This is a genomic window from Sphingobium sp. UBA5915 (assembly GCF_002431195.1).
GTDB classification, from domain to species: domain Bacteria; phylum Pseudomonadota; class Alphaproteobacteria; order Sphingomonadales; family Sphingomonadaceae; genus Sphingobium; species Sphingobium soli.
The window spans coordinates 1-26,378 of the sequence record NZ_DJDV01000071.1 but is presented as its reverse complement, the minus strand read 5'-3'; the positions used below and the strand labels follow the sequence as shown (position 1 = coordinate 26,378).

Here is a 26,378-nt window from a genome sequence, read left to right as displayed (position 1 = left end):
GGTCCAGCCCCAGCGCCTCGACCGGCAGACGACGGACGGCGGCGTCCTCGTCCGGCGCGGGGGGACCGGGGAAGCGAGCGAGCGCATGCGCCGCTTCCGGACTGGAGGCAAGGGCATGGCGGACGCGCAACCCGTGCCGCTCCAGCCGTTCCACAGCATCCGCCGCCAGCGCGTCGTCGCCGCCCCATAAATGGCCGCAGCCGCTGATGTCGAGCATCAGCCCGTCAATGCCATCGGGCGCGGCATTGGGCGTATAACGGGTGCAACCGTCGCACAGCCGCTCCAGCCAGTCCTGATCGGCATGGGGATCGGTTTCGAAAACGCGCAGATCCGGTTCGCGCGCGCGCGCGTCGGCCAGAGTCATGCCCGGCATCAGGCCGATCGCCAGCCCGTCGGCGTCGATGCACCCCAGCCGCATCGCGCCGCGGACCATGTCCACCACCACCGCCGGCCCTTCACCCGCGGCCCAGAGATCAGGCCGCGCGACCCGCAGCCGATCGATCGGCAGGAAGGGGAAGCCCAGCGCCAGATAACGGCGCGGCAGCGTCTGCCCGATCCCCTCCATCGCCATGGCGTTCATCGCCCACACCTCCAAAACATCGTCTTTCTGTGTCCCACACCAGCCGCCACGCCTGCCCGTCCGGTCCCGCCCGGCGACGCAGCAGGGTGAGGTCAAAGGCGCTATGTCCCGGCGCATTGCCGGGCAGCGGCGCGGACGGGGCGGCCGCCACCTGCCAGCGCGTGTCCGCCGCGCTGGGCACCGGCGCTCCGTCGATACGCAGCAGCAGCGCGGTGACGCCCGATGCTTCGGCCGCAAGCGCCAGCCGGCGGCTGGCGGTCAAGTCGAGCAAGGGCGCCCGGCCGCGCAATTCCATCACCAGCCCGCCCAACGCGGCGCAGCGCAGCGCATCGACCGCCGCGCGCAGCAGCATGGCGTCATCGGGCATCGCCCCCAGCAACAGGCGCGCAGGATCAAGGCCTAGCGCGGCGAGGCCGGGGCCATAGGGAAGGCCGCCGATCCGCGCCGCGCCGTCGCTGCGCAGCCACAGCAAAGGTGCGTTCCCCCCGGCCAGTTGCGCCCAAAGCAGCGCAAGGCCGGTCGCCGCCCCCTCCTCCCCGCCCGCGCCGAAGACTTCATGCACGCGCCCGCGCGCCAGCCCGCCGCCCAGCATGGCGTCAAGCGGGCCATGGCCGGTGGCGAAGCGGACGCACGCATCCCGCGCTGGCGCCCGGTCCAGCGAGGCGATATGCCGCCTGAGCGCGGCGAGGCTGGGGATCGACTCGGCCATAAATGTTCCTGTTATGTTCTATTTCTGCGCAGGAACGGCGCGAGTCAATGGATGCTCTTTCGCCAAAGAGCATGAGCGCGCGAAAATGGCGCTTTTTCAATCAGGATAGCGGATCGCCATTACCTCATATTCACGTTCGCCCGCCGGCAGCATGACGCGACGCAAATCGCCGACCGCCGCGCCGCGCAGGGCGCGGGCGATGGGCGATCCCCAGCCGATGCGGCCAGCATCGACATCGGTTTCGTCATTGCCGACAAGGGTGACGGTGCGATGATTGTCGTCTTCATCCGCGATGGTGACGGTCGCGCCGAAATAGACACGGCTCTTGTCCGGCTGCTGCCGGGGATCGACGACCTTGGCATCCTTCATCTTCTTCGACAGGCGCTTCAACTGCCCGTCGATTTCGCGCATCCGCTTGCGGCCGTAGAGATAGTCGCCATTTTCGCTGCGGTCGCCATTGCCCGCCGCCCAGCTGACCACCTCGACGATGCTGGGGCGTTCGACGCCGAGCAGATGGTCATAGTCCGCGCGCAGCTTCGCGAAGCCTTCGGGTGTGATATAATTGGGATAAGGGGTGGCCATGGCCGACCCTTCCTAGCCGTTCGGGCGGAGCGAAGTCGAGACGGGCGTCCCGACTCCGCGTAAGGGGGTCAGCCCGGCGTCTGCTTGCCCAGATAGCGGCTGAGCACCGCGTTGCTGCCGCGGAATTTGGCGCGTTCCGGGTTCATCGCTTCATAGACGACAGCGTTTTCGAGCACACGCTGGACGTAATTTTTCGTCTCGTAGATCGGGATATTCTCGATCCAGCGCAGAATGTCTGACCCCGGCAGGCGCGGGTCGCCATTGGCGCGAATCCATTTGTTCACATTGCCCGGCCCGGCATTATAGGCGGCCACCGCGAGCGGATAGCTGCCGCCATAATAATCGAGCATGCGCTGAAAATAGCCCGACCCCAGCATGATGTTGTAGCTAGGATCATTGAGGGAGGCGGGATTGTAGCTCATGCCAAGCTTGCCCGCCTGTTCGCGCGCAGTGCCGGGCATCAGCTGCATCAGGCCGCGCGCGCCGGCATGGCTGACGATCTGCTTGTCGAACTGGCTTTCCTGCCGGGCGATGGCATGAACCATGGTCCAGTTATATTGCGCCTGGCTGGGCACTGGCACGCGGGGAAAGGCACTGTCGCCATAGCCGGTGAGGCCGCTGGAGACGGCGCGCCGGCCGACCATCACGCTCATGTCCGGGCGATTGATCTGCTGGGCCAGTTCAGCGGCGAGGAAATGATCGGTGTCGCTGTCGGCATTATTGGCGATGGCGCGGGCGAATTTGCTCTGGTCGGCCCAATAGCCCATCTGCCCCAGCGCCTTGACCGCGCGCACGACCGAGCGGTTGTTGAACGCCGCGCGTTCGGCCGCCGAGATCGGCACCGGCCGTTCGACCGTGGCGGGCGCGGGCACCGGACGGCCGAGCCGTTCGAGCGCGAGCTGGCCGTAAAACTGGTCGCCATAATTGGCGGCCTGGGCGAAATAGCTGTTCGCGCTGGCGCTGTCGCCGGCGGAGAGGGCGGCGCGGCCGGCCCAATAATAGCCCTTCGACCGGGTCTGGGGCGATTTGGCCGCGTCGGCATAGCGGCGGAACATGCCGACCGCGTCCGAGGGACGATTGAGATTGTAGAAGGCGGTGGTGCCCGCCAGCCAGGCAAGGCTGGTATAATCGTCGCGCACGCCGATCGGCTGGTCACTGACGTCGGAACCCGGCGGCACGGCGTCATCAATCTTGCTGGCGATGCCCCAGGCGAAGCTCCACTGGCTATCATTGGCAGCGCCGCGCGCCTGATTGAGCAGGACTTCGTAAAATTCTTCCGGATCGCCGGGGCGATAGGTGGCGGCAGGGCGATTGGCGAGATATTGACGCGCGGCGATCCAGTTGCCGCTGTCGCGCAGCCAGGCCGCCTTGTCGGCGACATAGCTGGCATCGGCCGCGCCCATCGCATCGGCCGACTGCATCAGCGCGGTCGCTTCAGGCGCCTTGCGCTTGAAGGCGATACGCGCGGAAAAGACCGGGCGGCGCGCGGCGCTGACATAGGGCAGCATCCGCATCGCGCCGGCAACGTCGCCATTCCACAGCAGCATGTCGGCGCGCAGATCATGGTCGGCAGGCGAGAAGGCCGAGCCGAACAGCGAGAGCAGCCGCGCTTCGTCGCTGGGTTGCAGCGTGCCGCCGACCCAGGCGTTGCGCGCGGCGATTCGCGCTTCGTCCATCCGCCCCAATTGCATCAGCGCCACCGCGTTGCGAGCGTGGCCGACGGGCGTGCGCGGCGGGAATTGCGCGAAGAAGGCGACGACCTGCGCGGGCGCATAGCTGTCGGGATTGATGGCGGTTTCGGCCAGGCGGCGCATCCGGTCTTCGCCCGGCCAGCCCGGATTGGCCATGATGAAGCTGGCATAGGGCGCAAAGCCCAGCCCATCGCTCTGTTGCAGCGCGCGCCACTGGCTGATCGTGCCGGCGATCGAGCTATCGGTCGGCTGGCCGATTTGCGCCTGGACCTGGTTCCACTGGCTGGGCTGGCCATATTCGGGCGGCACCGGCTGCACCATCGCGCCGGTGGGCGAAGGCCGCGCCGCGTCCTCGGTCTGCGCGCTGGCGCCCGCGGTCATCAGCAACAAGGCAATAATCGGCATGCGGATCAGATAACTTTCGATAGGAGGAGGGGTGCGCATGCTGGACATAATCGCATTTGCGTCCTTATCAGGCCCTGAATGACGCGCTATAGCGCGCCGCTTGTCCCATCATGCCCCGGCAGCCCGGAGATTTGAAGGAGTTTCATCATGTTTTCGGGCTCGATTCCGGCTCTGGTCACCCCGTTCCGCGACGGGACGATCGACGAAGCCGCCTTTCGCGCGTTCGTCGACTGGCAGATTGCGGATGGATCGAGCGCACTGGTGCCGTGCGGGACGACTGGCGAAAGCGCGACGATGACCGTTGAGGAGCATAACCGCGTCATCGCCATCTGCGTCGATCAGGCAGCAGGCCGCGTGCCGGTGATCGCGGGATGCGGGTCCAACGACACGCGCATTGCTCTCGACCATATGTATGCGGCGCAGGGCGCGGGCGCGGATGCGGCGCTAGTGGTCGCGCCCTATTACAACAAGCCCAACCAGGACGGCGTCTATCGCCATTTCGCCTGGCTGGCCGAACGCTGCGACCTGCCCATCATCCTCTATAATGTGCCCAGCCGCACGATCACCGATATTGGCGTGCCGGTGATCCACCGCCTGTCGGAGGAGTTTCAGACCATCGTCGGGATCAAGGACGCGACCGGGAATCTGGGGCGGGTCACCGCGCAGCGTCTGGCCTGCCGCCCGGACTTCTGCCAGCTGTCGGGCAATGACGAAACGGCATTGGGGTTCAACGCGATGGGCGGCAAGGGATGCATCAGCGTCACCGCCAATGTCGCGCCGCGCCTGTGCGCCGATTTCCAGGCGGCGATGGCCCGCCATGACTGGGATGGCGCATTGGCGCTCCAGGATCGTCTCTATCCGCTGCACGATGCCCTGTTCAGCGATTCTTCACCCGGCCCGGTTAAATATGCGCTCACGCGGGTTCGCCCCGACATGCCCGGCGACGTCCGACTGCCCATTACCTGGCCGTCGGAATCGAGCCGGGCGGCGGTGGACCGGGCGCTGGAGATTGCGGGACTGGTTTAAATCCCTACATCCGTTCGGTTCGAGCCTGTCGGGAACCGGAACGACAGGGTTCTCGACAGGCTCGAACCGAACGGAAATTAGATAAGCCAATGGCCCGCCCCCGTCCCGAAACCTTCGACAAGAAGAAGATCGTCGCCGAAAACCGGCGCGCGAAGTTCGAATATTTCCTGGAGGATGTGTTCGAGGCGGGCATCGCCTTGCAAGGCACCGAGGTCAAATCGCTGCGCTTTGGCGAAGGCAATATCGCCGAAAGCTATGCCGAGGTGAAGGGCAATCAGGTGTGGCTGGTCAACAGCAACATTCCCGAATTCAGCCATGGCAACCGGTTCAACCATGAATCCAAGCGCCCCCGCAAATTGTTGCTGCACGAGCGGGAGATTGCCCGGATGCACGGCGCGGTCGAGCGCAAGGGCATGACGCTGGTGCCGCTGGCGCTCTATTTCAACAGCCGCGGCAAGGTGAAGGTCGAGCTGGCGCTGGCCAAGGGCAAGAAGACCCATGACAAGCGCGAGACGATCAAGGAACGCGACTGGAAGCGCGACCAGCAGCGCATCATGAAGGCGCATAGCTGATGAGCCGACTGACCCGCTGGTGGCACGCCAATTGCCCGACCCGCGAGTCGATGGAGCGCAGCCGCATCCTCGCCCCGGTCGCGCATCGCGTGCTCGAACCATCGCTGTGGCGCTTTACCCGCCGGTCGGTGCCGCGCGGCGTGGCGCTGGGCCTGTTCGTCGGCATATTCCTGATGATCCCGGGCGTGCAGATTGCGGGCGCGGCGCTGCTGGCGCTGCCTTTTCGCGCCAATATTCCGGTCGCCGCCGCCATGACATTCCTGTCCAACCCAGCGACGACGCCACTGATCCTGATGGCGTCGGTGTGGCTGGGCAACTGGATGCTGGGGCGCAGCGCCGATGCGTCGGGCTTCATGGCGTTGGTCGACGGGCATGCGAGCGTGCGCGAATGGACCGCCTGGCTGGTGTCGGAAGCCGCGCCCGCCATGTTGATCGGCCTGCTGATCATTTCGCTGGTGTGTACCGCGATCGGCTATGTCCTGGCCGACTGGTTCTGGCGCCATCGCATGGGCCGCAAATGGCGGGCGCGCAAATTGAGGATTGGCAAGGTCCATCAAAGCAGGCCATTGGAGAAGGCGGCCGGCGCCTGACGCCGCGGCCGCAGGTTTCGATGGCGATGCAGGGGGTTGGCCGGTCATGGCGGCACGGCTGAAGACGGACGAGGAAGCGTGGCTGGGACAGCCACCGTCCCCCTTTGTCCTGCCGATGCTGCTGGGCGCGGCCCTGCTGTCGGCGGCTCTCGTCCTCTATGCGGCGGGCAATGGGGTGCTGGCCGCGGGCTTTGCCGCGAGCGTGATCGCCATTGCGGGCCTGATGCGCTGGTATCGCCACCTCTATGCCCCTGCCCTGTCGGACCGGGAGGCGACGCCCGACTGGACGGTCGCGCGCGCCGCCGCCGACGCGTCCAACATCGCCATCGCCGTCACCGACCGGTCGGGCCGGCTGGTCTGCGCCAGCGACCTGTTCGGCGAATGGTTTCCCGGCTATCCCACCCCACCGGGCGTCAGCAATGACGCGGGCCTGACCGAAAGCCTGTCGCAGGCTGCGCGCGCGGCCTGGCGCGACGGCGACGGCAAGCTGGAGGGGCTGGCGATGGGGGCGCTGCGGCTGGATGTCGATATTGCCCGCACCGGCCGGACCGAGGATTATCTGCTCTGGCGCTTCACCCCCGTGCGCCAGCCCAGCGCGCTGGACGACGTGCATCGCTTCCTGACCGGGGAGGCCGGGCGGCAACTGGGCGAAGCGGGCATCATGGCGGCGATGATCGGCGGAGAGGGGCGCATTCGCGCCGCCAATGGCGCCTTTCTGCTGCGCGCGGCGGGACGCATCGACGCCAATATCACCGGTCGCGACTTTGCCGCGCATATGCGGGTGGACGACAAGGGCCGGCTGTTCTTGGCGCGCGAGGAAAATGGCGGCCTGCCGCTGCGCCTGCTCCAGGTGCCGCTGCGCCGCGCGAGCCAGCCCGGCGCCACGCAGGCGACTGTGCAGGACGGGCCGATGCTGTTGCTGCTGATCGACGAGCCGACCGGCGGGGGCGGCACGTCGGCGCTGTCCTATATCGAAACCCTGCTGTCTCTGCTGCCCTTTGGCCTGGCGATGGCGGACCGCGACGGGCGCATCCTGTTCGTCAACAAGGCGTTCGCGCGCGCCGCGGGCCTCAAGTCCGGCGACAAGCCGAGCTATCCGGGCGATCTGGTCGCGCGGGAGGATCAGGCGGCGGTGGCGGACGCGGTGCGGCGCTTTGCCGTCGGCCCGCAAATGTCGGGCGACATCGTGGTGCGCATGCGCGACCAGCCCGACGAACCGACCGCGCTCAGCCTGGCGGGCGTGCGCGGCCTGGGCGAGGCGGCGGTGCTTTTGTCGCTCAAGGACAATAGTGAGGAAAGCAAGCTCAAGCGGCAGGTGGCGCAGGCGACCAAGATGCAGGCGATCGGCCAGCTGGCCGGCGGCGTGGCGCATGATTTCAACAATATCCTGACCGCCATCATCGGCCATTGCGACCTGATGCTGATGCGCCATGTGCCGGGCGACAGCGATTATGACGATATCCAGCAGGTCAAGTCGAACAGCAACCGCGCGGCGGGGCTGACGCGGCAATTGCTTGCCTTTTCCCGGCAGCAGACATTGCGGCCGCAGATATTGCAGTTGCCCGATATCGTGTCGGACGTGTCGAACCTGCTCAAGCGGCTGCTGGGCGAAAATGTCCGGCTGGAGGTCAGCCATGGTCGCAATCTGGGCGCGGTGCGCGCCGATCCCGGGCAGCTGGAACAGGTGATCGTCAACCTGGCCGTCAACGCGCGCGACGCCATGCCCGAAGGCGGCACGCTCAACATCCAGACCTATGCCGTGCCCGCCGCGAAGGCGCGCGAGATGCGCCAGCAGATCCTGCCCATCAGTGACTATACCGCACTGCGCGTGTCGGACACGGGCCTGGGCATTCCGCCCGATATATTGGCGAAGATTTTCGAACCCTTCTTCACCACCAAGGAACTGGGCAAGGGCACGGGTCTGGGCCTCTCCACCGTCTATGGCATCGTCAAGCAGTCGGGCGGCTATATCTTTGCCGAATCCGAACTGGGCCGGGGCGCAAGCTTCGTCATCTACCTGCCCGTCTATGCCGGTGCCGACGCGCAGCAGGAGACGCCGGTACGCGAGCCGGTGAAACGCGCCGAAACCTGGGGATCGGGCACCATATTGCTGGTCGAGGACGAGGATATGGTCCGCGCGGTCGCCGAACGGGCGCTGACACGGCAGGGCTATACGGTGCTGACCGCCAATGACGGCGAACAGGGGCTGGAGGTGCTGGCCGCCCATGACGGCATCGACCTGCTGATTTCCGACGTGGTCATGCCCAATATGGATGGTCCGGCGATGGTGGCGCGGGCGCGCGTCAGTCATCCGCACCTGCCCGTGCTGTTCATGTCCGGCTATGCCGAGGAACAGCTGCGCAAGTCGATCGACATCGCCAATGTCGCCTTCCTGCCCAAGCCCTTTTCCGTCAACCAGTTGGCGCAGGCAGCCCGCGACACCATGGCGATGCAACCGGCCGCCGAATGATCTTGCGCCCGATCACGGCGTGGGGGCTGGGCAAGCGCGCGCCATTGGGCTAGCGAAGCCCCGGTCGAACAAAGGAAACAGGCATGTCGGACGCAAAATCCATCCTCGTCGTCGAAGATGAAGCGATGATCGGCATGATGCTTGAGGATTATCTCGACGCGCTCGGCTATCGGCTGCACGCGCTGGTCGCGACGGTGGATGAAGGATGCGAGCAAGCCCGCCGCGGCGGCTTTGACGGCGCGCTACTCGATTGCAATTTGCAGGGCGAGAAAAGCTGGCCGATCGCCGACATATTGGCGCAGGCGGGGATTCCCTTCGCCTTCGCGACCGGGGGCATGGCCGACGACCTGCCGCCCGCCCATGCCGATCGGCCGACGCTCGCCAAGCCCTTCACCGTGGGTGCGGTGGAGCGGGTGCTCGGCCGGATTGTAGGCGATTGAGGCGGGATTTTTCCGGCCGATAGGAAAATTCCGTTCCCCCCTTGTTCCATGAGAACAAATGGGATACACCATTGTCCAGCGCCGGCAGATTCGGCGCGATCCGCTTGACAGGGGATGGGCCGATGACCGCAATGCTGCAACTTATCGATTCCAAGAAGACGGGGAATATGGACAGACAAAAAGCATTGGATGCCGCGCTCGCCCAGATCGACCGCGCTTTTGGCAAGGGCTCGGCGATGAAGCTGGGGTCGCGCGAAAAGATCGAGATCGAATCCATTTCGACCGGATCGCTGGGGCTCGATATCGCGCTGGGCATTGGCGGCCTGCCCAAGGGCCGCATCATCGAGATTTACGGGCCGGAAAGCTCGGGCAAGACGACGCTGACGCTGCATGCCATCGCCGAAGCGCAGAAGGCGGGCGGAACGGCCGCGTTCGTCGACGCCGAACATGCGCTGGACCCGGCCTATGCCAAGAAGCTGGGCGTCGATATCGACGAACTGATCGTGTCGCAGCCCGATACGGGCGAACAGGCGCTGGAAATCGTCGACACACTGGTGCGGTCGAACGCGATCGACATATTGGTGATCGATTCGGTCGCCGCGCTGGTGCCGCGGGCGGAGATTGAGGGCGAGATGGGCGACAGCCATGTCGGTTTGCAGGCGCGGCTGATGAGCCAGGCGCTGCGCAAGCTGACCGGCTCCATTTCCCGCTCCAAATGCATGGTGATCTTCATCAACCAGGTGCGCATGAAGATTGGCGTGATGTACGGCAATCCGGAAACCACGACCGGCGGCAATGCGCTCAAATTCTACGCCTCGGTCCGACTCGACATCCGCCGTACCGGCCAGATCAAGGATCGCGACGATATTGTCGGCAATGCGACCCGCGTGAAGGTGGTCAAGAATAAGGTCGCCCCGCCGTTCAAGCAGGTCGAATTCGACATCATGTATGGCGAGGGCATTTCCAAGATCGGCGAACTGCTCGACATTGGCGTGAAGGCCGGGCTGGTGGAGAAATCCGGCGCCTGGTTCTCCTATGACTCGATCCGCATTGGTCAGGGTCGTGAAAATGCCAAGACCTATCTCAAAGAGCATCCCGAACTGGCCGATCGGCTGGAAAAGGCGATCCGCGGCAAAACCGAGGAAGTGGCCGACGGGATGATGACCGGACCCGATGCGGAGGATGATGGCGAATAAGCCGGACAGGCGCGCTGGCCGGATCAACCGGGGCGCCGTTCGAACATGACTCGCCCGCCTGGCGCATCACGCACCGAAAAGGCCCGCCGCGCCCCCCGCGCTGCGGGCCTTTTACCGTTTGTAATCGTCGGATCAGGCCGGGGCGTCTCGCCCGGCGGCCTTTCCCACCACCATGCAATCCGTCCGCAAAATTCCTGCTTTGGCCCCAGTCGAGTGGCGCGCTGGTGGGTGCAAGCCACGCAAATCGTTCGAATGTGTCGGCCGCTGCGCTACGGGCGGCAGCAGCGGCGGTTGTGACCTCGGGAGGCTATTTGTGCGGGCCAGCCCGCACGGCGTTGAACGGAGTGAACAGGACAATCCGTTCGTCGTCAGGGACCGATGCGCCGGTGGCGGAAAGATGGCTCATGCGGTCGGCTTCGGTCGTTGCGACAAGGACGTGGGTCACCAGCGCAATGTCACGAGGATTAGTCCCGCCGATCTGACGAGAGAATGAGTGGGAATGCGTCCTTGAGCGCGCACAAATTCTGCTGACACCACGGCCGCTGTCCATATCGTCCGACGCATCCCCAGCCTTTCAACCCTGCCGTCACGCTGGCGCCGCCCGCCCCGCTCGGGCCGCCGGCGAACGGTTCCAAGATGCCTGAGGTCGCTCCCTCCCGATCGCCTTGATCGATGGCGCTTGCGTCGGGCCTGCAGGACAGCGAAGTTCCCTGGCACGGGCTGATTCGGCTCGCTCTCCAAATATGGACCATCCCCCATGCGCATCGCGATCGAAGCGATTCTCGACTATGACTTCGCCTGCCCGACCGATGTGCTGTTAGCGGTCGAAGCCGCGGCAGTGCCCGACCAGCGCGTGCTCACACAATCCCATATCATCAACAATGCAGGCCCGCTGACCAACAAGGTCGGCGGCAGCGGCATCGGCCGGCGGACCTGGACCCGCACCGGCACGGGGCGCATGGTCAGCACCTATCGCGCGACCATGGCAATCGACCGCGCTCCGATCGAGATTCGTCACCTGCCCCGCAGTCCGCTGCCCAGCCTGCCCGAAGACGTGCTGCCCTTCATCTGGCCGAGCCGTTATTGCGAGGCCGATCGCTTCGGCAGTTTTGTCGGCGGCCATTTTCCCGATCTGGACGGCGGGGCGCTGGTACAGGCGCTGGTCGATTGGGTGCGCGACAACGTCGCCTATGTGTCAGGCAGTTCGACCGTGACGACGACGGCCGCCGACACCTTCGTCGCGCAGCAGGGCGTGTGCCGCGACTTCGCGCATCTGACGGCCGCGTTGATCCGGTCGCGCGACATTCCCGCGCGGCTGGTGTCGGTCTATGCGCTCGATCTCGACCCGCCCGATTTCCACGCGGTGGTGGAGGTCTGGCTGGACGGGGCCTGGCACCTTATCGATGCGACCGGGCTGGCGCCGGTGGAGACGATGGCGCGCATCGCCGTGGGCCGGGATGCAACCGACATCGCCTTCATGACCATCTTCGGCGGCGGGCAGATGAACGCCCAGTCGATCCGCGTCAGCCGCCTGCCCGACGAGGACTGACCGGAGCGGTCAGGCCCACCAGGTCGCCACCTCCTCCACCGCCGCGCGCGCCGCGGCGGGATCGGGCGTTTCGTTGGCGTCGCCATAGCCGAACCAGTCATCCTCGCCGACCGGCTGGACGACGATGCCGTCGCGCCGCGCGAGCAGCGCGATGCCGTGATAATAGATGCCGAAGGTCGCGCCCGGCTGCGGGATCAGCCAGGCAATCTGGCCGCGCACCGGCACAATGTTCTCATCGCGCCACAGCGCCCGTGCGCCATAGCCGGTGCAGTTGATGATCACCTTTTCGCGAAGTGCGGCAAGGTCGCCGGGCGCGTGGAAGATGCGCGGTTCGATCCGCCCGCCAGCGAGCAGGAAATCGCTGGTCAATTGATGGGCGAGATCAGCGACGTTGAAGGTGAGTGAGGAATTGCGGCGGACGCGGTCGGCGCGAAAGGGATGCGCGCCGCGCGGCAGTTCCACCGAGCGCGGCGTGATGTCGCGCAGCCGCCCTTCCAGACGGAGAAAGTCGTCGGGGCGTGGGGGCGCGGGCGCGACGGGCGCGATGGTCGGTGCGGCGGCTGGCGCATCGGACAGGATGTAGCGGTCGGTCCATTCGACCGGATCGCCCGGCAGGCCGAGAAAACTCTGATAACGAGCGAAGGAGGTGCGCGCCATCGTCTCCCACCGGTCGGCAAACCCGGCATCGACCGCGCCCGCCATCGCGATGCGGCTGTCGGGCGACCAGGTGCCGGTAGCGCGGGCAGAGCGGACATCGGGAAACTGCTCCTTGGCGTAGATGGTGACGCGCGCGCCGGCCCGCTGCGCCGTCAAGGCTGCGGTAAGGCCCAGCGCACCCGCGCCGATCACGGCGATGTCGCGCACGCCATCGGCCATGGCGAGCGGAACCGCCAGCTGCGCCGATCCCCAACTCAGGGACCAGCCGCTGCCGCCATGGCCATAATTGTGGACGACGCGCTTGCGCCCGACCTGCTCCACTTCGATGCGCGGGCCGGCGGCGCGAAAGGGGCGCAGGCAGACGGTGGTGCGGAAGATGCGGTCCACGCTGGCGCGGATCGGTTCCACTCCGGCCAGGGCATCGAAAGGCGATGTGGCCCCCGCCCGCGCGGCCATCAGCGACAGCGCGCCGCCACCCATGCCCGCGCGCAGAAAATGCCGTCTGTCCATGATCATCCCTTCATGCTGCGCCACCGCCAACAACGAAGCAGGCGGCCAAATCCCGCCGACTGTTCGCCACAAAATGATCCGACACAACCCAGATCATGGACAAGCGTCAAATGCGAACATAGAAGGAACATCATGGCGCAGATGTCCACCCGGCAGAAACTCGAAATATTGGCGGACGCCGCCAAATATGATGCGTCCTGCGCATCGTCCGGGACGGCAAAGCGCGATTCACGCGGCGGCAAGGGGATCGGATCGACCGAGGGCATGGGCATTTGCCATGCTTATGCGCCCGATGGCCGATGCATATCGCTGCTCAAGATCCTGCTGACCAACAGCTGCATTTTCGATTGCCATTATTGCATCAATCGCCGGTCGAGCGATGTGCGGCGCGCGCGGTTTACCGCCAGGGAAGTGGTGGACCTGACGCTCAATTTCTATCGCCGTAATTATATCGAGGGTCTGTTCCTCTCGTCGGGCATCATCCGATCGTCGGACTATACGATGGAGCAGATGGTCGAAGTGGCGCGGTCGCTGCGCGAGGATCATGATTTTCGCGGCTATATCCATTTGAAAACCATCCCCGATGCCGATCCCGACCTGCTGCGGCAGGCGGGGCTGCATGCCGACCGGCTGTCGATCAATGTCGAATTGCCGACGGAAGGGGGCCTCAAGCGGTTGGCGCCGGAGAAGGATGGCGCGCGGATCGAAGGGGCGATGCGGCATTTGCGCACCGAAATGGAGGACAAGGGCGAGGCGCGGCGGAAATATCGCCACGCGCCCCGCTTCGCGCCAGCGGGGCAATCGACTCAGATGATCGTCGGGGCGGATGCGGCGGATGATCGCGCGATCATCACGCGCGCCAGCAGCCTCTATGACAGGCATCGCCTGCGCCGCGTCTATTATAGCGCCTTTTCCCCCATCCCTTCGCCCAGCGCGGTGCTGCCGCTCAAGCGACCGCCATTGCTGCGCGAACATCGGCTATACCAGTCGGACTGGATGATGCGTTTCTATGGCTATGACGCGCAGGAGATCGCGGCAGCGACCGATGCGGCGACCGGCTGCCTGCCGCTCGACATCGATCCCAAGCTCGCCTGGGCGCTCAACCATCGCGCCCATTTCCCGGTCGACGTCAACCGCGCCCCGCGCGAGGCGCTGCTGCGCGTGCCGGGACTGGGGGTGAAAGCGGTGGATCGCATTCTCGCCAGCCGGCGGCACAGGCGCTTGCGGCTGGAGGATGTCGCCCGGCTGACCGTTTCCATCACCAAATTGCGGCCTTTCCTGGTGGCGGCGGACTGGCGGCCGATGACGCTGACCGACAGCGCCGACCTGCGCGCGAGGCTGGCCCCGCCCGCCAAGCAGCTGGATCTGTTTGCGGCGTAAGGGCCGGGACGAATTTGGATGGTCTGCAAACGACCAGAAGCGGACATTCCCATGAACCGTTCGCCCTGAGTAGGGACTGAGCTTGCCGAAGGCCCGTATCGAAGGGTTGGCGCGTGTCATCGGTCCTTCGATACGCCATTTCGACAAGCTCAATGGCTACTCAGGACGAACGGTAGTTGTGCCTGCCATCCACCCAACCCAGCCATCCGACGAACGTCAATTTATCCCCGCCTCGTGGCAATTTCGGGTTGATTGACAGCGCCCTGTACGAAATACTGCTGACAAGGTCGGACAAGGAGATCGGGTCGTGGCGACGACATTGGGCCATCGGGCGGAGCGCAAGGGCTTCGCCAAGCGGATCAGCAGCCATCTGGCGGCGGCGCTCGTGGTCTTTTGCCTGGCGCAGATTTTCATTGTCGCGAAAATGGGCGGATCGCTCGCGCTGCACCTGGGTATCATCGTCGCGATCGGCGGCTATGCGGTGGCGGCGCGCGGGTTGGAGCGCCGCTGGCAGATGCTGGACGCAAGCGGCTTGTCGCATAGCGGGCTTGCCTTGCGCTTTCGCCGCGATCTGGTGCAGCTCTGGGGCGCCTGCGTGATCGGCGCATTGCTGTGGATTCCCGTCGCCATCATCTTTCGGTTCCTGTTCGGCTGAAAGTCGGAGCCAATCCGCGCGCGCGTCGTTCTCCCCCTCGACAAGAGGAGAAGCGACCATGGCCGACGCCACCATATTCCACCGCCTGAAACAGGATCATGATAGCCACCGCCAGTTGTTCAAGAAGATGGACGATGCGCAGGGCGATGATGATCGGCTGAAAAAGCTGTTCGACCAGTTCAAGGTCGAAGTGACCGCCCATGCCGCGGCGGAGGAAGAAACGCTTTACGCCACCATGCTCGCTCGCCCCGACCTGCGCGAGGATGCCCAGCATAGCGTGTCCGAGCATAAGGAAATCGACGATTATCTGGAAGAGATGGAAGAGCAGGACTTCAACGGCAAGGAATGGCGCGAGACGTTCGCGCAGCTGAAGAAGCGTTACCTGCATCATATCGACGAGGAAGAGGAAGAAATGTTCCCCGACGCGGCCAAGGACCTGACCGCCGAAGAGGAAAAGACACTGGGCGCCAAGTTCGCCGAGCGCAAGCCTGCCGAACTGGAACGCGCCAAGGCCGAGGACTGACCCCTGCCCCGCCCCGCCGGCCATCAGGGCGTATCCATGCACCGCGTAGTGCTGGATGCGCCCGATGATTTCGAAGGCTGGCGCGATGCCGCGCGGCGGCTGGCGATTGCAGGAATCGAACCGGATCATGTGACCTGGCAGATAAGGGGGGAGAGCGGCGACCTGTTCGGCGACGCGCCTTTGCCCCCTGCGCCGGACCGGGCGGCCTTTTCCGTACCGCGCGCGTTCGTCGCCCTGGCCGAAACGGTGGTGTTGCATAGCGACGCGGAGCGCTTCGCCTTGCTCTATCAGCTGTTGACACGGCTGCGCGATCAGCCGGGTCTGATGGAGGACAAGGCCGATCCGTTGTTTCGGCGGATCGACATGCTGGCCAAGGCGGTGCGGCGCGATATCCACAAGATGCGCGCCTTCGTCCGGTTTCGGGAAGTGGAAGAGGACGGCGCGGCGCGCTTCGTCGCCTGGTTCGAACCGGACCATCATATCGTGCGCGCCAATGCCGGCTTCTTCGTGCGCCGCTTCGCCACGATGCGCTGGTCGATCCTGACGCCGGACATCAGTATCCATTGGGATGGCGAAGCGCTGCGCGAGGGACCGGGCGCGACCCGCGCCGACGCGCCGGAGGGCGATCCGGTCGAGGCGCTGTGGAAGGGCTATTATGCCGCAATCTTCAATCCGGCCCGGCTCAAGACCGGGGCCATGCTGTCCGAAATGCCCAAGAAATATTGGCGCAACCTGCCAGAGGCGGCGCTTATCCCCGACATGGTCGCCGGCGCGCAGGCGCGCGAGGCGGCGATGATCGCGAGCGCGCCGCGTGCGCCGGCGCAACCGGGTGACGGCAAGGCCGGCAAAGCGGGCGCGGGCGGCAACAGCAGGACAGTATGGGCGGCGGTGCGCGAGGAAGCGATGGGCTGCACCCGCTGCCCGCTGCATCAGGGGGCGACGCAGACCGTGTTTGGCGAAGGACCGCTCGACGCGCCGCTGATGTTCATTGGCGAGCAGCCGGGCGATCAGGAGGACCAGGCCGGCCGCCCCTTTGTCGGACCGGCGGGTCAGTTGCTGGACCAGGCGTTGATCGAGGCGGGCGTGGACCGGGCGCGCGCCTATGTCACCAACGCGGTCAAGCATTTCAAGTTCGAAGCGCGCGGCAAGCGGCGCATCCACCAGACCCCCGATGCGGGCGAGGTGCAGGCGTGCCGATGGTGGCTGACTCAGGAACTCGACATTGTGCGGCCGCGCCTGATCGTGGCACTGGGGGCGACGGCGGCGCGGGCGATGCTGGGCAAGGCCGTGACGATCAGCCGCACGCGCGGCTCCGCGATCGCGCTGGACAATGGCGCGGAAGGATGGGTGACGGTGCACCCCAGCTATTTGCTGCGCATCCCCGGCGAAGCGAAGAAGGCGGAAGAACGCGCGCGGTTCGTCGAAGATTTGCGAGTGATCGGGGAGCGGGTGAAGGCGCTGGCATAAACTCGCGTTTGCCAATCATCGTGCTACGCGCAAAATGCCTTATTCTCAGCCAACGAAGGTTTCAGCTGGCTGCTTGCGATAGAAATGAGGATTCCTCTGGTCCTTTACGCTGCCTATGCTGCGGTCATGCTGCTGATTATCGGAACGATTCGACTGCCGCCCGAGAATATGGCGGCGGCCCGCCCTGTCATGAAGCGGATGGCTGAAATCAGCCGAGGCGAAGCGGGCTGCATGGACTATGTTTACGCCGAAGATGTGTTTGAGCCCGGGCTCATTCACGTCAAGGAGATGTGGGCCGACCAACCAGCGCTCGACCGTCACCTCAACGCTGCCCATCTCCATGAATGGCGATCTACATGGGCGAGCCTTGGCATCGGAGAGCGCCACTTGCAGGTTTATGAAGTCGGCGCACCGCGATCTACATGACCGACCTTCGGCTTTTGCATGAAATAAGGCATGCCGGAGTCCGATGCTGAATGTAGCCGGCCATTCATGGGTAGGTGCGCCCCCCATCCAACCTGTTAATATCCCCGCTCACCCGGCGCTCAAATCATGTTTTTTCATGCAGTGGCGCAGCTGATCGTAGGTGAGGCCAAGGCCCTTGGCGGTGGCGCGCTGGTTGTAGCGGTAGCGTTCGAGGGCGGCGCGGACGATGGCGGCTTCATAGGCGTCGACCGCGGCCTTGAGGTCGCTGATGCCGTCACAGGGCGAGGATAAGGATGCGGGCGCGGCTGGCGGGACGGAGGGGGCTTCTTCGCGCGTTTCAGGGCGCGGCATCATCGCGCGCGGTTTCCAGGGAGAGGCGAAGGGATCGAAGGTGATACGGCTGATCGGCCGGGCGGGATCGTCCCAGCGATAGACCGCGCGTTCCACCACGTTGCGCAGTTCACGCACATTGCCGGGCCAGCCATGCCCTTCCAGTTCGGCGGCGCAGGCAGCGGTGAAGCCGGGCCATTGCGGCCAGTTGATTTCTGCGGCCATACGGCGGCCGAAATGATCGGCAAGCACCGCGACATCGCCTTCGCGCGCGCGCAGCGGCGGCAGGGTGATGACCTCGAAACTCAGCCGGTCGAGCAGGTCGGGGCGAAAACGGCCGGCATCGGCGGCGGCGGGCAGGTCTTCATTGGTGGCGGCGACGATGCGGACATCGACCCGAACGGGTTTCGATGCGCCGATGCGCGTGACCTCCCCATACTCCACCACACGGAGTAGTCTTTCTTGCGCCGCCATCGACAATGTGCCGAGTTCATCGAGGAAGAGCGTGCCACCATCGGCTTCCTCGAACCGGCCGGGGCGCGCGCGGTTGGCGCCGGTGAAGGCGCCCTGTTCATGGCCGAACAGCTCTGCCTCGATCAAGGTTTCGGGCAACGCCGCGCAATTCATGGTGATGAGCGGTTCGCCCCAGCGTGGGGAGAGGTGATGCAGGCGTTCGGCGATCAGTTCCTTGCCGGTGCCGCGTTCACCGATGACCAGCACCGGGCGATTGAGCTCGGCAGCGCGCCCGGCCTGCTCCACCGCATCGAGAAAGGCGAAGCTCTGGCCGATAAATTGCGTATTTTTCTCCATGCGCCAACTTATGGTGAAATTTCCCACCCCTTGGCAAGAGGGATACCGCCGGCACTAGATTAAAACGCCCCGAAGGCGCGCAATTCTGCCACTTTTCGAAAATTGGCACGCCCCCTGCAAAGCTATCGGCAATCCGCAGCAAGATGCGGAAATCATATGAAGGCCAAGGTTCAGGGAGCAAGAAACATGGAAAAGACCACCAATATGCGCGAAATCGGCCAGCTGATGTCAGTCGCTATCGCCGCCGTCCTGTTCGGATCCACGATGATCCTGTCGGCGGTCGGCCCGGCCCGCGCCAGCGAAGCGCCGATCCTCGCGTCGAGCGACATGCCCGCCCCCGCCCGTTATCTGGCGTAAGGGCAAGGCCAAACCACAAGAACACGCACCAGGAGCCAAGACATGGGTATTTTTTCCCGCACCCGAGACATCATCGCCGCCAATGTCACCGACTTGCTCGACAAGGCGGAAGACCCGGCGAAGATGATCCGCATGATCATCCTTGAGATGGAAGAGACGCTGGTCGAGGTGCGCGCGTCCGCCGCCCGCACGATCGCCGACCAGAAGGAAATGCGCCGGCACATCGCCAAGCTGACCGCGTTGCAGGACAGCTGGACCGAGAAGGCGCAGCTTGCCCTGTCGAAGGACCGCGAGGACCTGGCCAAGGCGGCATTGGTCGAGCGGCAGAAAGCGGCCGACATGGCCGAGCATCTGGCGCACGAGATCGAGACGCTGGACGAGGCGCTGAAGGCTTCGGAAGAGGATATCGCCAAGTTGCAGGGCAAGCTGCGCGAAGCCCGCGCCCGCCAGAACAGCCTGGTGAGCCGTATGGAAAGCGCACAGAACCGCCTGCGGGTGCGCGAAGCCTATGCCGGCGAGAAGGTCAACGACGCCTTTGCCCGTTTCGACATGCTGGAACGCCGCGTGGACATGGCCGAAGGCCGCGCCGACGCCATGGGCCTGGGCCAGCAGCCCAAGACGCTGGAGGAAGAGATTGCCGAGCTGAAGTCGGCCGACAAAGTCGATGCCGATCTCGCCGCTCTGAAGGCCAGCATGAACAAGGAAGGCTGACCCGATGGAAGAGGTGTTCCTGCCCATCATGATCTGCGGCATGCTGTTCATCGGCATGCCCTGGCTGATCTTCCACTATGTCACCAAGTGGAAGCAGGCCCCCAAGATCACCGACGAGGATGAGAAGCTGCTGGACGAACTCCACCTTCTCGCCCGCCGGCTGGAAGACAGGCTGCAGACGGTCGAACGGATCGTCGCCGCCGACAATCCCGATTTCCGCCCGCAACGTCCGGCACAGGACGACAGCTACACTTTCGACCGGAGGAACTGACATGAGCGCCCGCCGCACCAAATTCTATCTCGACAAGAAGAACGGGAAGTTCATGGGCGTGTGCTCCGGCATCGCCGACTATACCGGGATCGACGTGGTCTGGGTTCGCGTCGCGATGGTCCTGTCCTTCTTCATCGTGGGCTGGACCCTGCTGGGATATTTCGTGATCGGCTTTGTCGCCGACACCAAGCCCAATGACCTCTACAGCGACCGGGACGACGAGAAATTCTGGCAAGGGGTGCGCGCCAATCCGGCCCGTTCCACCCGCGACGTCCGGTCCAAATTCCGCGACATCGACCGCCGGCTCGCCGACATCGAACTCTATTATACCAGCCGCAACACGCGCCTGGCGGACGAGATCGACAGCCTGCGCTGACCTGGCGCGACTTAAACAGCAGGGGAGTATTCGACATGCAGTGGAGTTGGCTGGTTCCCGTCCTGATCTGCGCTTCGATCGCGATCGGCACGGTCATGAACACCTGGATCAGGGCCAGACATGGCTATCCGCTTGAAGATGATAACGGAAACACCGTTCATCGAACCGATTTCGACGCCGGTCGAAAAATCGACCTTCTGTCCAGCGAAAACGAAAAGCTGGTGGGCCGGATCAGCCGGCTGGAGGAACGCATCGCCGTGCTGGAGCGGATCGCCACCGATCCCGCCACCCGGACGGCCCGTGAAATCGACGCGCTGCGCTGAGCCGGTGTGAGCCAAGGGAAGTAAGGGACCATGGACAAGACCGATATGGTGGACGCCATCATCATGCCCAACCTGCCGTGGATCATCGGCGCCGGGCTGTTCATCGCGATCATCGCGATTGGCGGCTGGATTTTCACTACCTGGTTGCGCGTGCGCCACGGCTATCCGCTGGACGGCGCATGGGGCCAGGCCGTCTACCCGCAGAAGAATGAGGAAATGGTCGAGCGCATCAAATTGCTGAGCCAGGAAAATGCCCAGCTGCGCGCCGAGATCGGGTCGATGAAGGACCGGCTGGCAGTGGTGGAGCGCATCGTCACTGATGAAAGCCACCAGTTGACCCGCGACATCGAAAGGCTGCGCGGCCCCGCCAACTGAGATGCGGTGGCACGACGCGCCAACAGGGAGAAAGAGACATGAATCCGTTTGAAATGGTCGTCGCCATCATCGCCATCGTGATGATCGCGCAGGTGGTGAAGGCCCGGATGGGCGTGGTGAACCGCCACAAGGGCGAGGATTTCATCCATCGCGGCCCCGATCCGGAAGCCGACCGGCTGCGCGCCGAAGTGAAGGCGCTCAAGGACCGGGTGGCCGTGCTGGAACGGCTCGCCACCGATGATTCGACCGCGCTGGAGCGGGAATTTGAGAAATTGCGCAACCGCGACTGAGCGCGGTGCGACAGGGAGGCCAAGATGCACGACCCCTATATTTATCTGACGCTGGCGACGACGGCCCTGGCGGGCATCGCTATCCTGACCACAGCGGCGCTGCGCGGATGGAATGGCTGGCTGGACCTCAAGCGCGCGGAACTGGGCCGGCAAGGCGAAGACGCCGCGCCGCCATCGGCCGCCGCCCGGATCGAGGTAGCGGACCTTAAGGAACGTATTCGTAAGCTGGAAGCAATTGCGGCGGGAGTCGATCTGTAACGGGGTTCCCGCGCCCGCTTTTGCGCCTATATGGGCGGCCATGACCGATATGCCCGCTGCCCCCCCGGCCCTTGCCGACATTCAGGACGAATATGAATTTCTCGACGCGGACGATCGCTATCGGCTGCTGATCGACCTGGGGCGCACGCTGGAGCCGATGCCCGACGCGCTCAAGACCGATGCGACGCTGGTGCGGGGCTGTTCGGCCGCCGTGTGGGTCTATCCCACCGTGCTGGACGGCGATTCGGAAACGGGAGGCCGGCTCCATTTCCTGGCGGACAGCAATGCGGCCATCACCAAGGGGATCATCGCACTGGTGCTGCTGACGGTGCAGGATAGTGCCCCGGCGCAGATTGCGCGCACCGATATCGAAGCCGCGCTGGCGCCCTTCGACCTCAAGAACCAACTGAGTTCCAACCGTACGCAGGGTATTCCCAACATGATCGCCCTGATCCGGGAAACGGCGGCGCGTTATGCGGGGTAAGACGGGCAGCATGAAACCGGCCTGACGGCCTGCGCGTTCCTCCCTTTCGTGAAAAGGAGGACGTTACCCATGCGTCATGTTACCCTATTGGCGGGCATCGCCCTGATGAGCGCTTGTTCGGGCGGGGAAAAGGCGAAGGCGCCGACCCAGCGCGAACAGATCGGCCAAAGCTGGAAATATGAAGAGTCCGAGGGGACGAGGCTGGCCTATATCGGCAGCGCCAACAGCGTCGCCACCATGACCGCGCCGGACACTTTTTCGGTGCTGCTGGTCCAGCCGATGAGCAATGGCGAAAAGACGGTGCGGGTGAAGCTGGTCGGCGCGCCTTTTCGTTGCGATCTGTCCGATTGCGCGGTAACGGCGCGCGCGGATGGCGGGGAGCCGATGGAGTGGAAGGGTCGGATGACCACCACCGACGACGGCATCGAATTGCCACCGTCGCAAAAGGCCTATGAGGCGATCAAGGCCGCCAGGACCATCGACGTCGACCTGATTACCGGGACCAAGGATGAAACCACCCGGTTCCGGTTCAACGTGGCAGGACTGGACCTGCCGAGCTGACTGGCTTTCGCACCCCGGCCCGCGAACGGCGGGCCAGTTCCTGCTTGAGTGCGGCGGGATGGGGCGCGACGAGAAAGCCAAAGCTGACCGTGCCGTCCTTCGTCTCCACCGCATGGTGCAGGCGATGCGCCTGCACGATTCGCTTCATATAGCGCGACCGGGCGACATAGCGGTTGCGTACGCGCTGATGCACGATGATGTCGTGGAAGCCGAGATAGATAGCGCCATAGGCCGCAACGCCGGCCCCGACCGCCGTTGCCCAGCCGCCCCAGTTCCACTGCACGCCGCCCAGCAGCAGCAGAATGGAAGGCACAGCGAAGATCACGAAATAGAGATCATTGGCTTCCCAATGGCCGGTGCGGGGGCGGTGATGGCTGGCATGCAGGAACCAGCCCGGCCCATGCATCACCCAGCGATGCATGACATAGGCAAAACCCTCCATCGCGGCGACGGTAGCGACGAAGATGAGCAGAAGCAGCAGTGGGGACATGACGCCTTTATAGGCATGGCCGGCGCACTATGCGACCCCGTAAAGCAACGGATGGTCAGTCGTCCGCCGGTGGCTTTGCCATGTGCACCACGCGCTGGGGGAAGGGGATGGTGACGCCGTGATCGCGGAACAGGTGCCACAGCCGGCCGAGCACATCGGATTTGACATTGCCGACGCCGGCTTCGGGATCTGCGATCCAGGCAAGGATTTCATGATCGACGCTGTTGTCGCCATAGCCGGTCAGCCAGACATTGGGCTTGGGATTCTTGAGCACGCGCGGGCTTTCCAGCGCGGCCTGCATCATCAGCTTTTGTGCGAGGTCGAGATCGCTGTCATAGGCGATGCCGACGGGAATATGGATGCGCACATTGCGGTCCGAATAGGACCAGTTTTCCACCTCCTGCGTCATCAGATTTTCGTTGGGGATCAGATGTTCCTTGCCGTCGCGGGTGATGACGCTGACGGCGCGCACGCCGATTTTGTTCACCCAGCCGAAGCTGTCGCCCACGACGATGACGTCGCCCGGCTTGATCGACCGGTCGAGCAGCAGGATGATGCCTGCGATCAAATTGCCGACCGTCTTTTGCAGGCCAAAGCCGACCGCCAGGCCCAGCGCGCCGGAGAAAACGGCGAAAGCGGTGAGGTCGATTCCGAGCACGTCGATGCCGAAGAAGAAGGCGGCGGCGATGATGGCGATGCCCGCCAGTTTTTCGGCCAGCAATTTCTGGGTCGCGTCCAGTCCGCGCGAGCGGGATATGCTGCGCGCCAGCACGCGATTGGCAAGGCGCACGGCACCGAATAGGCCGACGCCGATCGCCGCGACCGAGGTGACGTCAAGCAGCGAGATCCGGCTCTTCCCCAGTTGCAGGCCCACGCTGTCCATCATCTGCGCCAGCGGGGTGATGCCCCCCGTGCTGCCCGACAGCAGCATGACGAAGATCAGGATGGAGAGCGGCACCGTGGCCCAGAGCGGGATCGACACGCCGCGCAGCAGATGATTGGCGACCATCGCCAGCGCCCAGCCCATGACGCAGGCCAGGACGATATTGGCGGTCGTGCCGGTCGGCCAGACCGCCGTGGCGATCCCGACGAGCAGCGTCGCCAGCCCGTGGCGGACGAGCGGACGCACATGCGGCGTGAAAGTGGGGCCAAGATGCGCGCAATGTGGCTCGATGCGCCGCGCGATCATTCGCGCCAGCGCGGCACACAGGATATAGAGGCCGATCGCAACGCCAAGTGCGATGCCGGCTTCGATCCAGTCCGTGCTGCGCTCCAGCCGCGCCAGCAATTCGGGCGGGACAAGCCGCATCAGCATGCCGCCCTGAAGCGCGCGAGGCCGGCGTCGAGATCGGCGATGAGGTCGGCGGGGTCCTCCAGCCCGATATGCAGCCGCACCGCCGGCCCAGCCGCCTGCCAACGGGTGGCGCTGCGGTAGCGAGCGGGATCGACCGGCAACGCCAGGCTTTCAAAGCCGCCCCAGCTATAGCCGATGCCGAAATGGGCCAGCCCGTCGATAAGGGCGGCGCGCGCGGCGTCATCCCCGCCATCGAGGATGAAGGTGAAGAGGCCGGTCGACCCGGAAAAATCGCGCGACCAATGAGCATGGCCGGGGCAGTCGGGAAGCGCCGGATGCAGGACGCGCGCGACGCCCGGCTGATCCTTCAGCCAGCGCGCCACGGCCAATGCGCCATCGCGGTGCTGCGCCAGCCGGACGCCCAGCGTGCGCAGCCCGCGCGCCGCCAGCCAGGCGTCGTCGGGACTGACCATCTGGCCGAAGAGATAGGCGGTCTGGCGAATCTTGCCGAACCAGTCGGCGTTGGCGGTGACGCTACCCATCATGACGTCGCTGTGGCCGACGATATATTTGGTGCAGGCGAGGATGGCGATGTCGACGCCATGCGCCATGGCCGGGAAATAGAGCGGCGTCGCCCAGGTATTGTCCATGAACGTAACGACGCCATGCGCCCGCGCCCAGGCGGTGATGGCCGGCACGTCCTGCACCTCGAAAGTGAGGCTTCCGGGGCTTTCCAGGAAGATGGCGCGGATCGGGCCGGCGGCAAGATGCGCGTCGAGGTCCGGCGCCTGCGGATCATAATAGACGGTTTCGACGCCGTGCTGGCTGAGCATCTGGGTGCAAAAGGACCGGGTCGGATCATAGGCGCTGTCGACCATGAGCAGCCGATCGCCAGGTTTCAGCACAGCCATCAGCGCGCAGGCGATCGCCGCTACGCCCGACGGGAAAAGCATCGTGCCCTCCGCCCCCGGCTCCATTTCGGTGAGCGCGTCGGCCAGGCTCCAGGCGGTCGGCGTCCCCTTGCGCCCGTAGAAGAGCCGTTCATGCGTGCTGCTGGCGGCGGCTTGGCGCAGGTGCGCGACATCGTCATAAAGGATGGTGGAGGCGCGCCAGACCGGCGGGCTGACGATGCCGCCGGGTTGCCCCGGCATACCGGTCCATTCCGGCTTGCGGCCCGCCTGCACCAGCTGCGTCAGGGGCTTGCGCCCGTCCTTTCCCTTGTCCTTGCCGCTCATGCCGGGCCGTTCGCCTTGGGCGTGGCGGGATCGAAGCCCCATTCCGACCAGCTGCCATCATACAGGCTAACGTCGTGCTTGCCGAGCGATTCAAGGCCCGCGATCAGGATCGCCGCAGTGACGCCGCTGCCGCAGCTGGTGATGATCGGACGATCGAAATCGGTGCCGGCATCCGCAAGCGCCTGCCGCAGATCGTCGCCCTGCTTCATGCGATTGTCGGGCAGGAACAGCGCGGAGGATGGGAGATTGCGGCTGCCGGGGATATGGCCCGACACCATGCCCGGGCGCGGCTCCGCCTCTTCCCCGGTGAAGCGGCCTGCGCCGCGCGCGTCGATCACCTGCGCCCGCCCGCTCTCCAGATTGGCGCGCAGATCGGCCTTGGTGCGGACCTGTGTCCGATCGAGCCGGGCGATGGCGTTGCCGGGCGCGATCGTCGGCAGGCCGCTTTCCACCGGCCGCCCTTCCGCCCGCCATTTGGGCAGACCCCCGTCGAGGATCGCGGCCGACGCGCCCAGGCCATAGACGCGCATCATCCACCAACCGCGCGCGGCGCTGTGCGTCGGGCTGTTGTCATAAACGATGATCCGGCTGTCGGCGTTCACGCCCAGCGCCTGCATGCGCTGCGTCATCATCGCGTCGGGTGGCAGCATGCCCGGCGTCGGATCATCGGGATCGTTGAGGCTGGGAAGATCCATGAACGCCGCGCCCGGAATATGCGCTTCGGCAAATTCGGCCTGCGGGTCGCGCGGCGTGCCGGGCAGGAACAGGCTGGCGTCCAGAATGAC

General features: G+C 65.0%; 33 protein-coding genes. 22 read left to right on the top strand and 11 right to left on the bottom strand.

Annotated features, from left to right (window positions below; translation table 11 throughout):
• The 4 genes from B2V90_RS11600 to B2V90_RS11585 all read right to left on the bottom strand — a co-directional run.
• A partial coding sequence (locus B2V90_RS11600; RefSeq protein ID WP_293921366.1) for a Y-family DNA polymerase occupies nt 1-571 on the bottom strand: 571 nt, incomplete at its 3' end.
• Nucleotides 474-1,289: an ImuA family protein gene (locus tag B2V90_RS11595; protein WP_228221368.1), complete on the bottom strand. Its 816-nt coding sequence runs from the start codon at nt 1,287-1,289 to the stop codon at nt 474-476. The genes B2V90_RS11595 and B2V90_RS11600, both read right to left, overlap by 98 nt.
• 96 nt (nt 1,290-1,385) lie before the next feature.
• Nucleotides 1,386-1,871, bottom strand: a complete 486-nt coding sequence (gene greB / locus B2V90_RS11590) for a transcription elongation factor GreB (protein WP_228221369.1) — start codon at nt 1,869-1,871, stop codon at nt 1,386-1,388.
• 68 nt (nt 1,872-1,939) lie between these two features.
• Complete coding sequence (locus B2V90_RS11585) at nt 1,940-4,015, bottom strand: lytic transglycosylase domain-containing protein (protein ID WP_228221370.1); 2,076 nt, start codon at nt 4,013-4,015, stop codon at nt 1,940-1,942.
• Between the two features lie 99 nt (nt 4,016-4,114).
• Here B2V90_RS11585 and dapA point away from each other — a divergent pair, with 99 nt between their 5' ends.
• From dapA to recA, 6 genes are all read left to right on the top strand, one after another.
• Nucleotides 4,115-4,993 carry a 4-hydroxy-tetrahydrodipicolinate synthase gene (dapA, locus tag B2V90_RS11580; protein ID WP_228221371.1) on the top strand — a complete coding sequence of 293 codons (879 nt, stop codon included), beginning with the start codon at nt 4,115-4,117 and terminating at the stop codon, nt 4,991-4,993.
• A gap of 89 nt (nt 4,994-5,082) precedes the next feature.
• A complete protein-coding gene (smpB, locus tag B2V90_RS11575) occupies nt 5,083-5,565 on the top strand; it encodes an SsrA-binding protein SmpB (protein ID WP_037543240.1) in 483 nt (160 codons plus the stop codon).
• The gene (locus B2V90_RS11570; RefSeq protein ID WP_037543243.1) at nt 5,562-6,155 is read left to right on the top strand and encodes a DUF2062 domain-containing protein; all 594 of its coding nucleotides are present in this window, start codon (nt 5,562-5,564) and stop codon (nt 6,153-6,155) included. The genes smpB and B2V90_RS11570 overlap by 4 nt, the downstream gene beginning before the upstream one ends.
• Nucleotides 6,156-6,201: 46 nt before the next feature.
• Nucleotides 6,202-8,625, top strand: coding sequence for a hybrid sensor histidine kinase/response regulator (locus tag B2V90_RS11565; protein WP_009823230.1), 2,424 nt, complete (start codon nt 6,202-6,204; stop codon nt 8,623-8,625).
• An 83-nt stretch (nt 8,626-8,708) separates the two neighbouring features.
• Nucleotides 8,709-9,065: a sensory transduction regulatory protein gene (locus B2V90_RS11560; protein ID WP_009823231.1), complete on the top strand. Its 357-nt coding sequence runs from the start codon at nt 8,709-8,711 to the stop codon at nt 9,063-9,065.
• Between the two features lie 122 nt (nt 9,066-9,187).
• Nucleotides 9,188-10,261, top strand: coding sequence for a recombinase RecA (recA, locus tag B2V90_RS11555; protein WP_037543685.1), 1,074 nt, complete (start codon nt 9,188-9,190; stop codon nt 10,259-10,261).
• Nucleotides 10,262-10,568: 307 nt separating this feature from the next.
• Here the strand turns inward: recA and B2V90_RS11550 are convergent, their stop codons facing one another.
• Nucleotides 10,569-10,706, bottom strand: coding sequence for a hypothetical protein (locus B2V90_RS11550; RefSeq protein ID WP_228221373.1), 138 nt, complete (start codon nt 10,704-10,706; stop codon nt 10,569-10,571).
• Between the two features lie 312 nt (nt 10,707-11,018).
• Between B2V90_RS11550 and B2V90_RS11545 the strand changes: the two genes are divergently transcribed.
• Nucleotides 11,019-11,810 carry a transglutaminase-like domain-containing protein gene (locus B2V90_RS11545; protein WP_009823233.1) on the top strand — a complete coding sequence of 264 codons (792 nt, stop codon included), beginning with the start codon at nt 11,019-11,021 and terminating at the stop codon, nt 11,808-11,810.
• A gap of 9 nt (nt 11,811-11,819) precedes the next feature.
• On the opposite strand, the gene B2V90_RS11540 is transcribed toward B2V90_RS11545, so the two are convergent.
• Complete coding sequence (locus B2V90_RS11540) at nt 11,820-12,977, bottom strand: FAD-dependent oxidoreductase (RefSeq protein ID WP_228221374.1); 1,158 nt, start codon at nt 12,975-12,977, stop codon at nt 11,820-11,822.
• Nucleotides 12,978-13,109: 132 nt separating this feature from the next.
• On the opposite strand from B2V90_RS11540, the gene B2V90_RS11535 reads away from it, so the two are divergent.
• The 5 genes from B2V90_RS11535 to B2V90_RS11515 all read left to right on the top strand — a co-directional run bounded on the left by B2V90_RS11535 (nt 13,110) and on the right by B2V90_RS11515 (nt 17,428).
• Nucleotides 13,110-14,357 (top strand): putative DNA modification/repair radical SAM protein, encoded by a 1,248-nt coding sequence (locus B2V90_RS11535; protein ID WP_228221375.1) that lies wholly within the window; start codon nt 13,110-13,112, stop codon nt 14,355-14,357.
• Nucleotides 14,358-14,664: 307 nt separating this feature from the next.
• Complete coding sequence (locus B2V90_RS11530; protein ID WP_228221376.1) at nt 14,665-15,012, top strand: hypothetical protein; 348 nt, start codon at nt 14,665-14,667, stop codon at nt 15,010-15,012.
• 58 nt (nt 15,013-15,070) lie between these two features.
• Nucleotides 15,071-15,535: a hemerythrin domain-containing protein gene (locus tag B2V90_RS11525; RefSeq protein WP_228221377.1), complete on the top strand. Its 465-nt coding sequence runs from the start codon at nt 15,071-15,073 to the stop codon at nt 15,533-15,535.
• Nucleotides 15,536-15,571: 36 nt separating this feature from the next.
• Nucleotides 15,572-17,002: a UdgX family uracil-DNA binding protein gene (locus B2V90_RS11520; RefSeq protein ID WP_228221378.1), complete on the top strand. Its 1,431-nt coding sequence runs from the start codon at nt 15,572-15,574 to the stop codon at nt 17,000-17,002.
• 126 nt (nt 17,003-17,128) lie between these two features.
• Entirely contained in the window at nt 17,129-17,428 is a 300-nt protein-coding gene (locus tag B2V90_RS11515) for a putative quinol monooxygenase (RefSeq protein WP_228221379.1), read from the top strand.
• Nucleotides 17,429-17,536: 108 nt separating this feature from the next.
• Here B2V90_RS11515 and pspF read toward each other — a convergent pair whose 3' ends face one another.
• Nucleotides 17,537-18,568, bottom strand: a complete 1,032-nt coding sequence (gene pspF / locus B2V90_RS11510; RefSeq protein WP_228221380.1) for a phage shock protein operon transcriptional activator — start codon at nt 18,566-18,568, stop codon at nt 17,537-17,539.
• 186 nt (nt 18,569-18,754) lie between these two features.
• On the opposite strand from pspF, the gene B2V90_RS11505 reads away from it, so the two are divergent.
• From B2V90_RS11505 to B2V90_RS11460, 10 genes are all read left to right on the top strand, one after another.
• Nucleotides 18,755-18,925, top strand: a complete 171-nt coding sequence (locus tag B2V90_RS11505; protein WP_169534108.1) for a hypothetical protein — start codon at nt 18,755-18,757, stop codon at nt 18,923-18,925.
• 42 nt (nt 18,926-18,967) lie between these two features.
• On the top strand, nt 18,968-19,636 hold the full coding sequence (gene pspA, locus B2V90_RS11500; RefSeq protein ID WP_009823243.1) for a phage shock protein PspA: 669 nt from the start codon (nt 18,968-18,970) through the stop codon (nt 19,634-19,636).
• Nucleotides 19,637-19,640: 4 nt separating this feature from the next.
• Entirely contained in the window at nt 19,641-19,907 is a 267-nt protein-coding gene (gene pspB, locus B2V90_RS11495) for an envelope stress response membrane protein PspB (RefSeq protein ID WP_009823244.1), read from the top strand.
• A 1-nt stretch (nt 19,908) separates the two neighbouring features.
• The gene (gene pspC / locus B2V90_RS11490; protein ID WP_009823245.1) at nt 19,909-20,283 is read left to right on the top strand and encodes an envelope stress response membrane protein PspC; all 375 of its coding nucleotides are present in this window, start codon (nt 19,909-19,911) and stop codon (nt 20,281-20,283) included.
• A gap of 95 nt (nt 20,284-20,378) precedes the next feature.
• Complete coding sequence (locus B2V90_RS11485; protein WP_228221530.1) at nt 20,379-20,606, top strand: hypothetical protein; 228 nt, start codon at nt 20,379-20,381, stop codon at nt 20,604-20,606.
• A gap of 30 nt (nt 20,607-20,636) precedes the next feature.
• The gene (locus B2V90_RS11480; protein ID WP_228221381.1) at nt 20,637-20,981 is read left to right on the top strand and encodes a hypothetical protein; all 345 of its coding nucleotides are present in this window, start codon (nt 20,637-20,639) and stop codon (nt 20,979-20,981) included.
• Between the two features lie 38 nt (nt 20,982-21,019).
• Nucleotides 21,020-21,271, top strand: coding sequence for a hypothetical protein (locus tag B2V90_RS11475; protein ID WP_228221382.1), 252 nt, complete (start codon nt 21,020-21,022; stop codon nt 21,269-21,271).
• Between the two features lie 24 nt (nt 21,272-21,295).
• Entirely contained in the window at nt 21,296-21,529 is a 234-nt protein-coding gene (locus tag B2V90_RS11470) for a hypothetical protein (RefSeq protein ID WP_228221383.1), read from the top strand.
• 40 nt (nt 21,530-21,569) lie between these two features.
• On the top strand, nt 21,570-22,013 hold the full coding sequence (locus B2V90_RS11465) for a SufE family protein (RefSeq protein WP_228221384.1): 444 nt from the start codon (nt 21,570-21,572) through the stop codon (nt 22,011-22,013).
• A gap of 69 nt (nt 22,014-22,082) precedes the next feature.
• Nucleotides 22,083-22,574: a hypothetical protein gene (locus B2V90_RS11460; RefSeq protein WP_228221385.1), complete on the top strand. Its 492-nt coding sequence runs from the start codon at nt 22,083-22,085 to the stop codon at nt 22,572-22,574.
• Here B2V90_RS11460 and B2V90_RS11455 read toward each other — a convergent pair.
• Genes B2V90_RS11455 through B2V90_RS11440 form a run of 4 tightly spaced genes read right to left on the bottom strand, consistent with a single transcriptional unit; the run spans nt 22,543 to nt 26,375 of the window.
• Complete coding sequence (locus B2V90_RS11455; protein ID WP_228221386.1) at nt 22,543-23,064, bottom strand: sterol desaturase family protein; 522 nt, start codon at nt 23,062-23,064, stop codon at nt 22,543-22,545. The genes B2V90_RS11460 and B2V90_RS11455 overlap by 32 nt on opposite strands.
• Nucleotides 23,065-23,119: 55 nt before the next feature.
• On the bottom strand, nt 23,120-24,379 hold the full coding sequence (locus B2V90_RS11450) for a mechanosensitive ion channel family protein (protein WP_228221388.1): 1,260 nt from the start codon (nt 24,377-24,379) through the stop codon (nt 23,120-23,122).
• Nucleotides 24,373-25,593: a cystathionine beta-lyase gene (metC, locus tag B2V90_RS11445; RefSeq protein WP_228221389.1), complete on the bottom strand. Its 1,221-nt coding sequence runs from the start codon at nt 25,591-25,593 to the stop codon at nt 24,373-24,375. Before metC ends, B2V90_RS11450 begins: the two co-directional genes overlap by 7 nt.
• Nucleotides 25,590-26,375 carry a sulfurtransferase gene (locus tag B2V90_RS11440; RefSeq protein ID WP_293921363.1) on the bottom strand — a complete coding sequence of 262 codons (786 nt, stop codon included), beginning with the start codon at nt 26,373-26,375 and terminating at the stop codon, nt 25,590-25,592. The genes metC and B2V90_RS11440 overlap by 4 nt, the downstream gene beginning before the upstream one ends.
• Nucleotides 26,376-26,378: the final 3 nt, after the last annotated feature.

Bases quoted from the DNA above. Each gene is read 5' to 3' on its own strand.
- pspB (WP_009823244.1), top strand. From the start codon at position 19,641: ATGGAAGAGGTGTTCCTGCCCATCATGATCTGCGGCATGCTGTTCATC.
- B2V90_RS11465 (WP_228221384.1), top strand. From the start codon at position 21,570: ATGACCGATATGCCCGCTGCCCCCCCGGCCCTTGCCGACATTCAGGAC.
- B2V90_RS11545 (WP_009823233.1), top strand. From the start codon at position 11,019: ATGCGCATCGCGATCGAAGCGATTCTCGACTATGACTTCGCCTGCCCG.
- B2V90_RS11470 (WP_228221383.1), top strand. From the start codon at position 21,296: ATGCACGACCCCTATATTTATCTGACGCTGGCGACGACGGCCCTGGCG.
- B2V90_RS11475 (WP_228221382.1), top strand. From the start codon at position 21,020: ATGAATCCGTTTGAAATGGTCGTCGCCATCATCGCCATCGTGATGATC.
- B2V90_RS11540 (WP_228221374.1), bottom strand. From the start codon at position 12,977: ATGGACAGACGGCATTTTCTGCGCGCGGGCATGGGTGGCGGCGCGCTG.
- B2V90_RS11505 (WP_169534108.1), top strand. From the start codon at position 18,755: ATGGAAAAGACCACCAATATGCGCGAAATCGGCCAGCTGATGTCAGTC.
- B2V90_RS11480 (WP_228221381.1), top strand. From the start codon at position 20,637: ATGGACAAGACCGATATGGTGGACGCCATCATCATGCCCAACCTGCCG.
- recA (WP_037543685.1), top strand. From the start codon at position 9,188: ATGACCGCAATGCTGCAACTTATCGATTCCAAGAAGACGGGGAATATG.
- metC (WP_228221389.1), bottom strand. From the start codon at position 25,593: ATGAGCGGCAAGGACAAGGGAAAGGACGGGCGCAAGCCCCTGACGCAG.
- B2V90_RS11560 (WP_009823231.1), top strand. From the start codon at position 8,709: ATGTCGGACGCAAAATCCATCCTCGTCGTCGAAGATGAAGCGATGATC.
- B2V90_RS11595 (WP_228221368.1), bottom strand. From the start codon at position 1,289: ATGGCCGAGTCGATCCCCAGCCTCGCCGCGCTCAGGCGGCATATCGCC.
- B2V90_RS11525 (WP_228221377.1), top strand. From the start codon at position 15,071: ATGGCCGACGCCACCATATTCCACCGCCTGAAACAGGATCATGATAGC.
- dapA (WP_228221371.1), top strand. From the start codon at position 4,115: ATGTTTTCGGGCTCGATTCCGGCTCTGGTCACCCCGTTCCGCGACGGG.
- smpB (WP_037543240.1), top strand. From the start codon at position 5,083: ATGGCCCGCCCCCGTCCCGAAACCTTCGACAAGAAGAAGATCGTCGCC.
- B2V90_RS11520 (WP_228221378.1), top strand. From the start codon at position 15,572: ATGCACCGCGTAGTGCTGGATGCGCCCGATGATTTCGAAGGCTGGCGC.
- pspA (WP_009823243.1), top strand. From the start codon at position 18,968: ATGGGTATTTTTTCCCGCACCCGAGACATCATCGCCGCCAATGTCACC.
- greB (WP_228221369.1), bottom strand. From the start codon at position 1,871: ATGGCCACCCCTTATCCCAATTATATCACACCCGAAGGCTTCGCGAAG.
- B2V90_RS11455 (WP_228221386.1), bottom strand. From the start codon at position 23,064: ATGTCCCCACTGCTGCTTCTGCTCATCTTCGTCGCTACCGTCGCCGCG.
- B2V90_RS11515 (WP_228221379.1), top strand. From the start codon at position 17,129: ATGCTGCTGATTATCGGAACGATTCGACTGCCGCCCGAGAATATGGCG.
- B2V90_RS11535 (WP_228221375.1), top strand. From the start codon at position 13,110: ATGGCGCAGATGTCCACCCGGCAGAAACTCGAAATATTGGCGGACGCC.
- B2V90_RS11450 (WP_228221388.1), bottom strand. From the start codon at position 24,379: ATGCTGATGCGGCTTGTCCCGCCCGAATTGCTGGCGCGGCTGGAGCGC.
- B2V90_RS11565 (WP_009823230.1), top strand. From the start codon at position 6,202: ATGGCGGCACGGCTGAAGACGGACGAGGAAGCGTGGCTGGGACAGCCA.
- B2V90_RS11585 (WP_228221370.1), bottom strand. From the start codon at position 4,015: ATGTCCAGCATGCGCACCCCTCCTCCTATCGAAAGTTATCTGATCCGC.
- pspC (WP_009823245.1), top strand. From the start codon at position 19,909: ATGAGCGCCCGCCGCACCAAATTCTATCTCGACAAGAAGAACGGGAAG.
- B2V90_RS11485 (WP_228221530.1), top strand. From the start codon at position 20,379: ATGAACACCTGGATCAGGGCCAGACATGGCTATCCGCTTGAAGATGAT.
- B2V90_RS11460 (WP_228221385.1), top strand. From the start codon at position 22,083: ATGCGTCATGTTACCCTATTGGCGGGCATCGCCCTGATGAGCGCTTGT.
- pspF (WP_228221380.1), bottom strand. From the start codon at position 18,568: ATGGAGAAAAATACGCAATTTATCGGCCAGAGCTTCGCCTTTCTCGAT.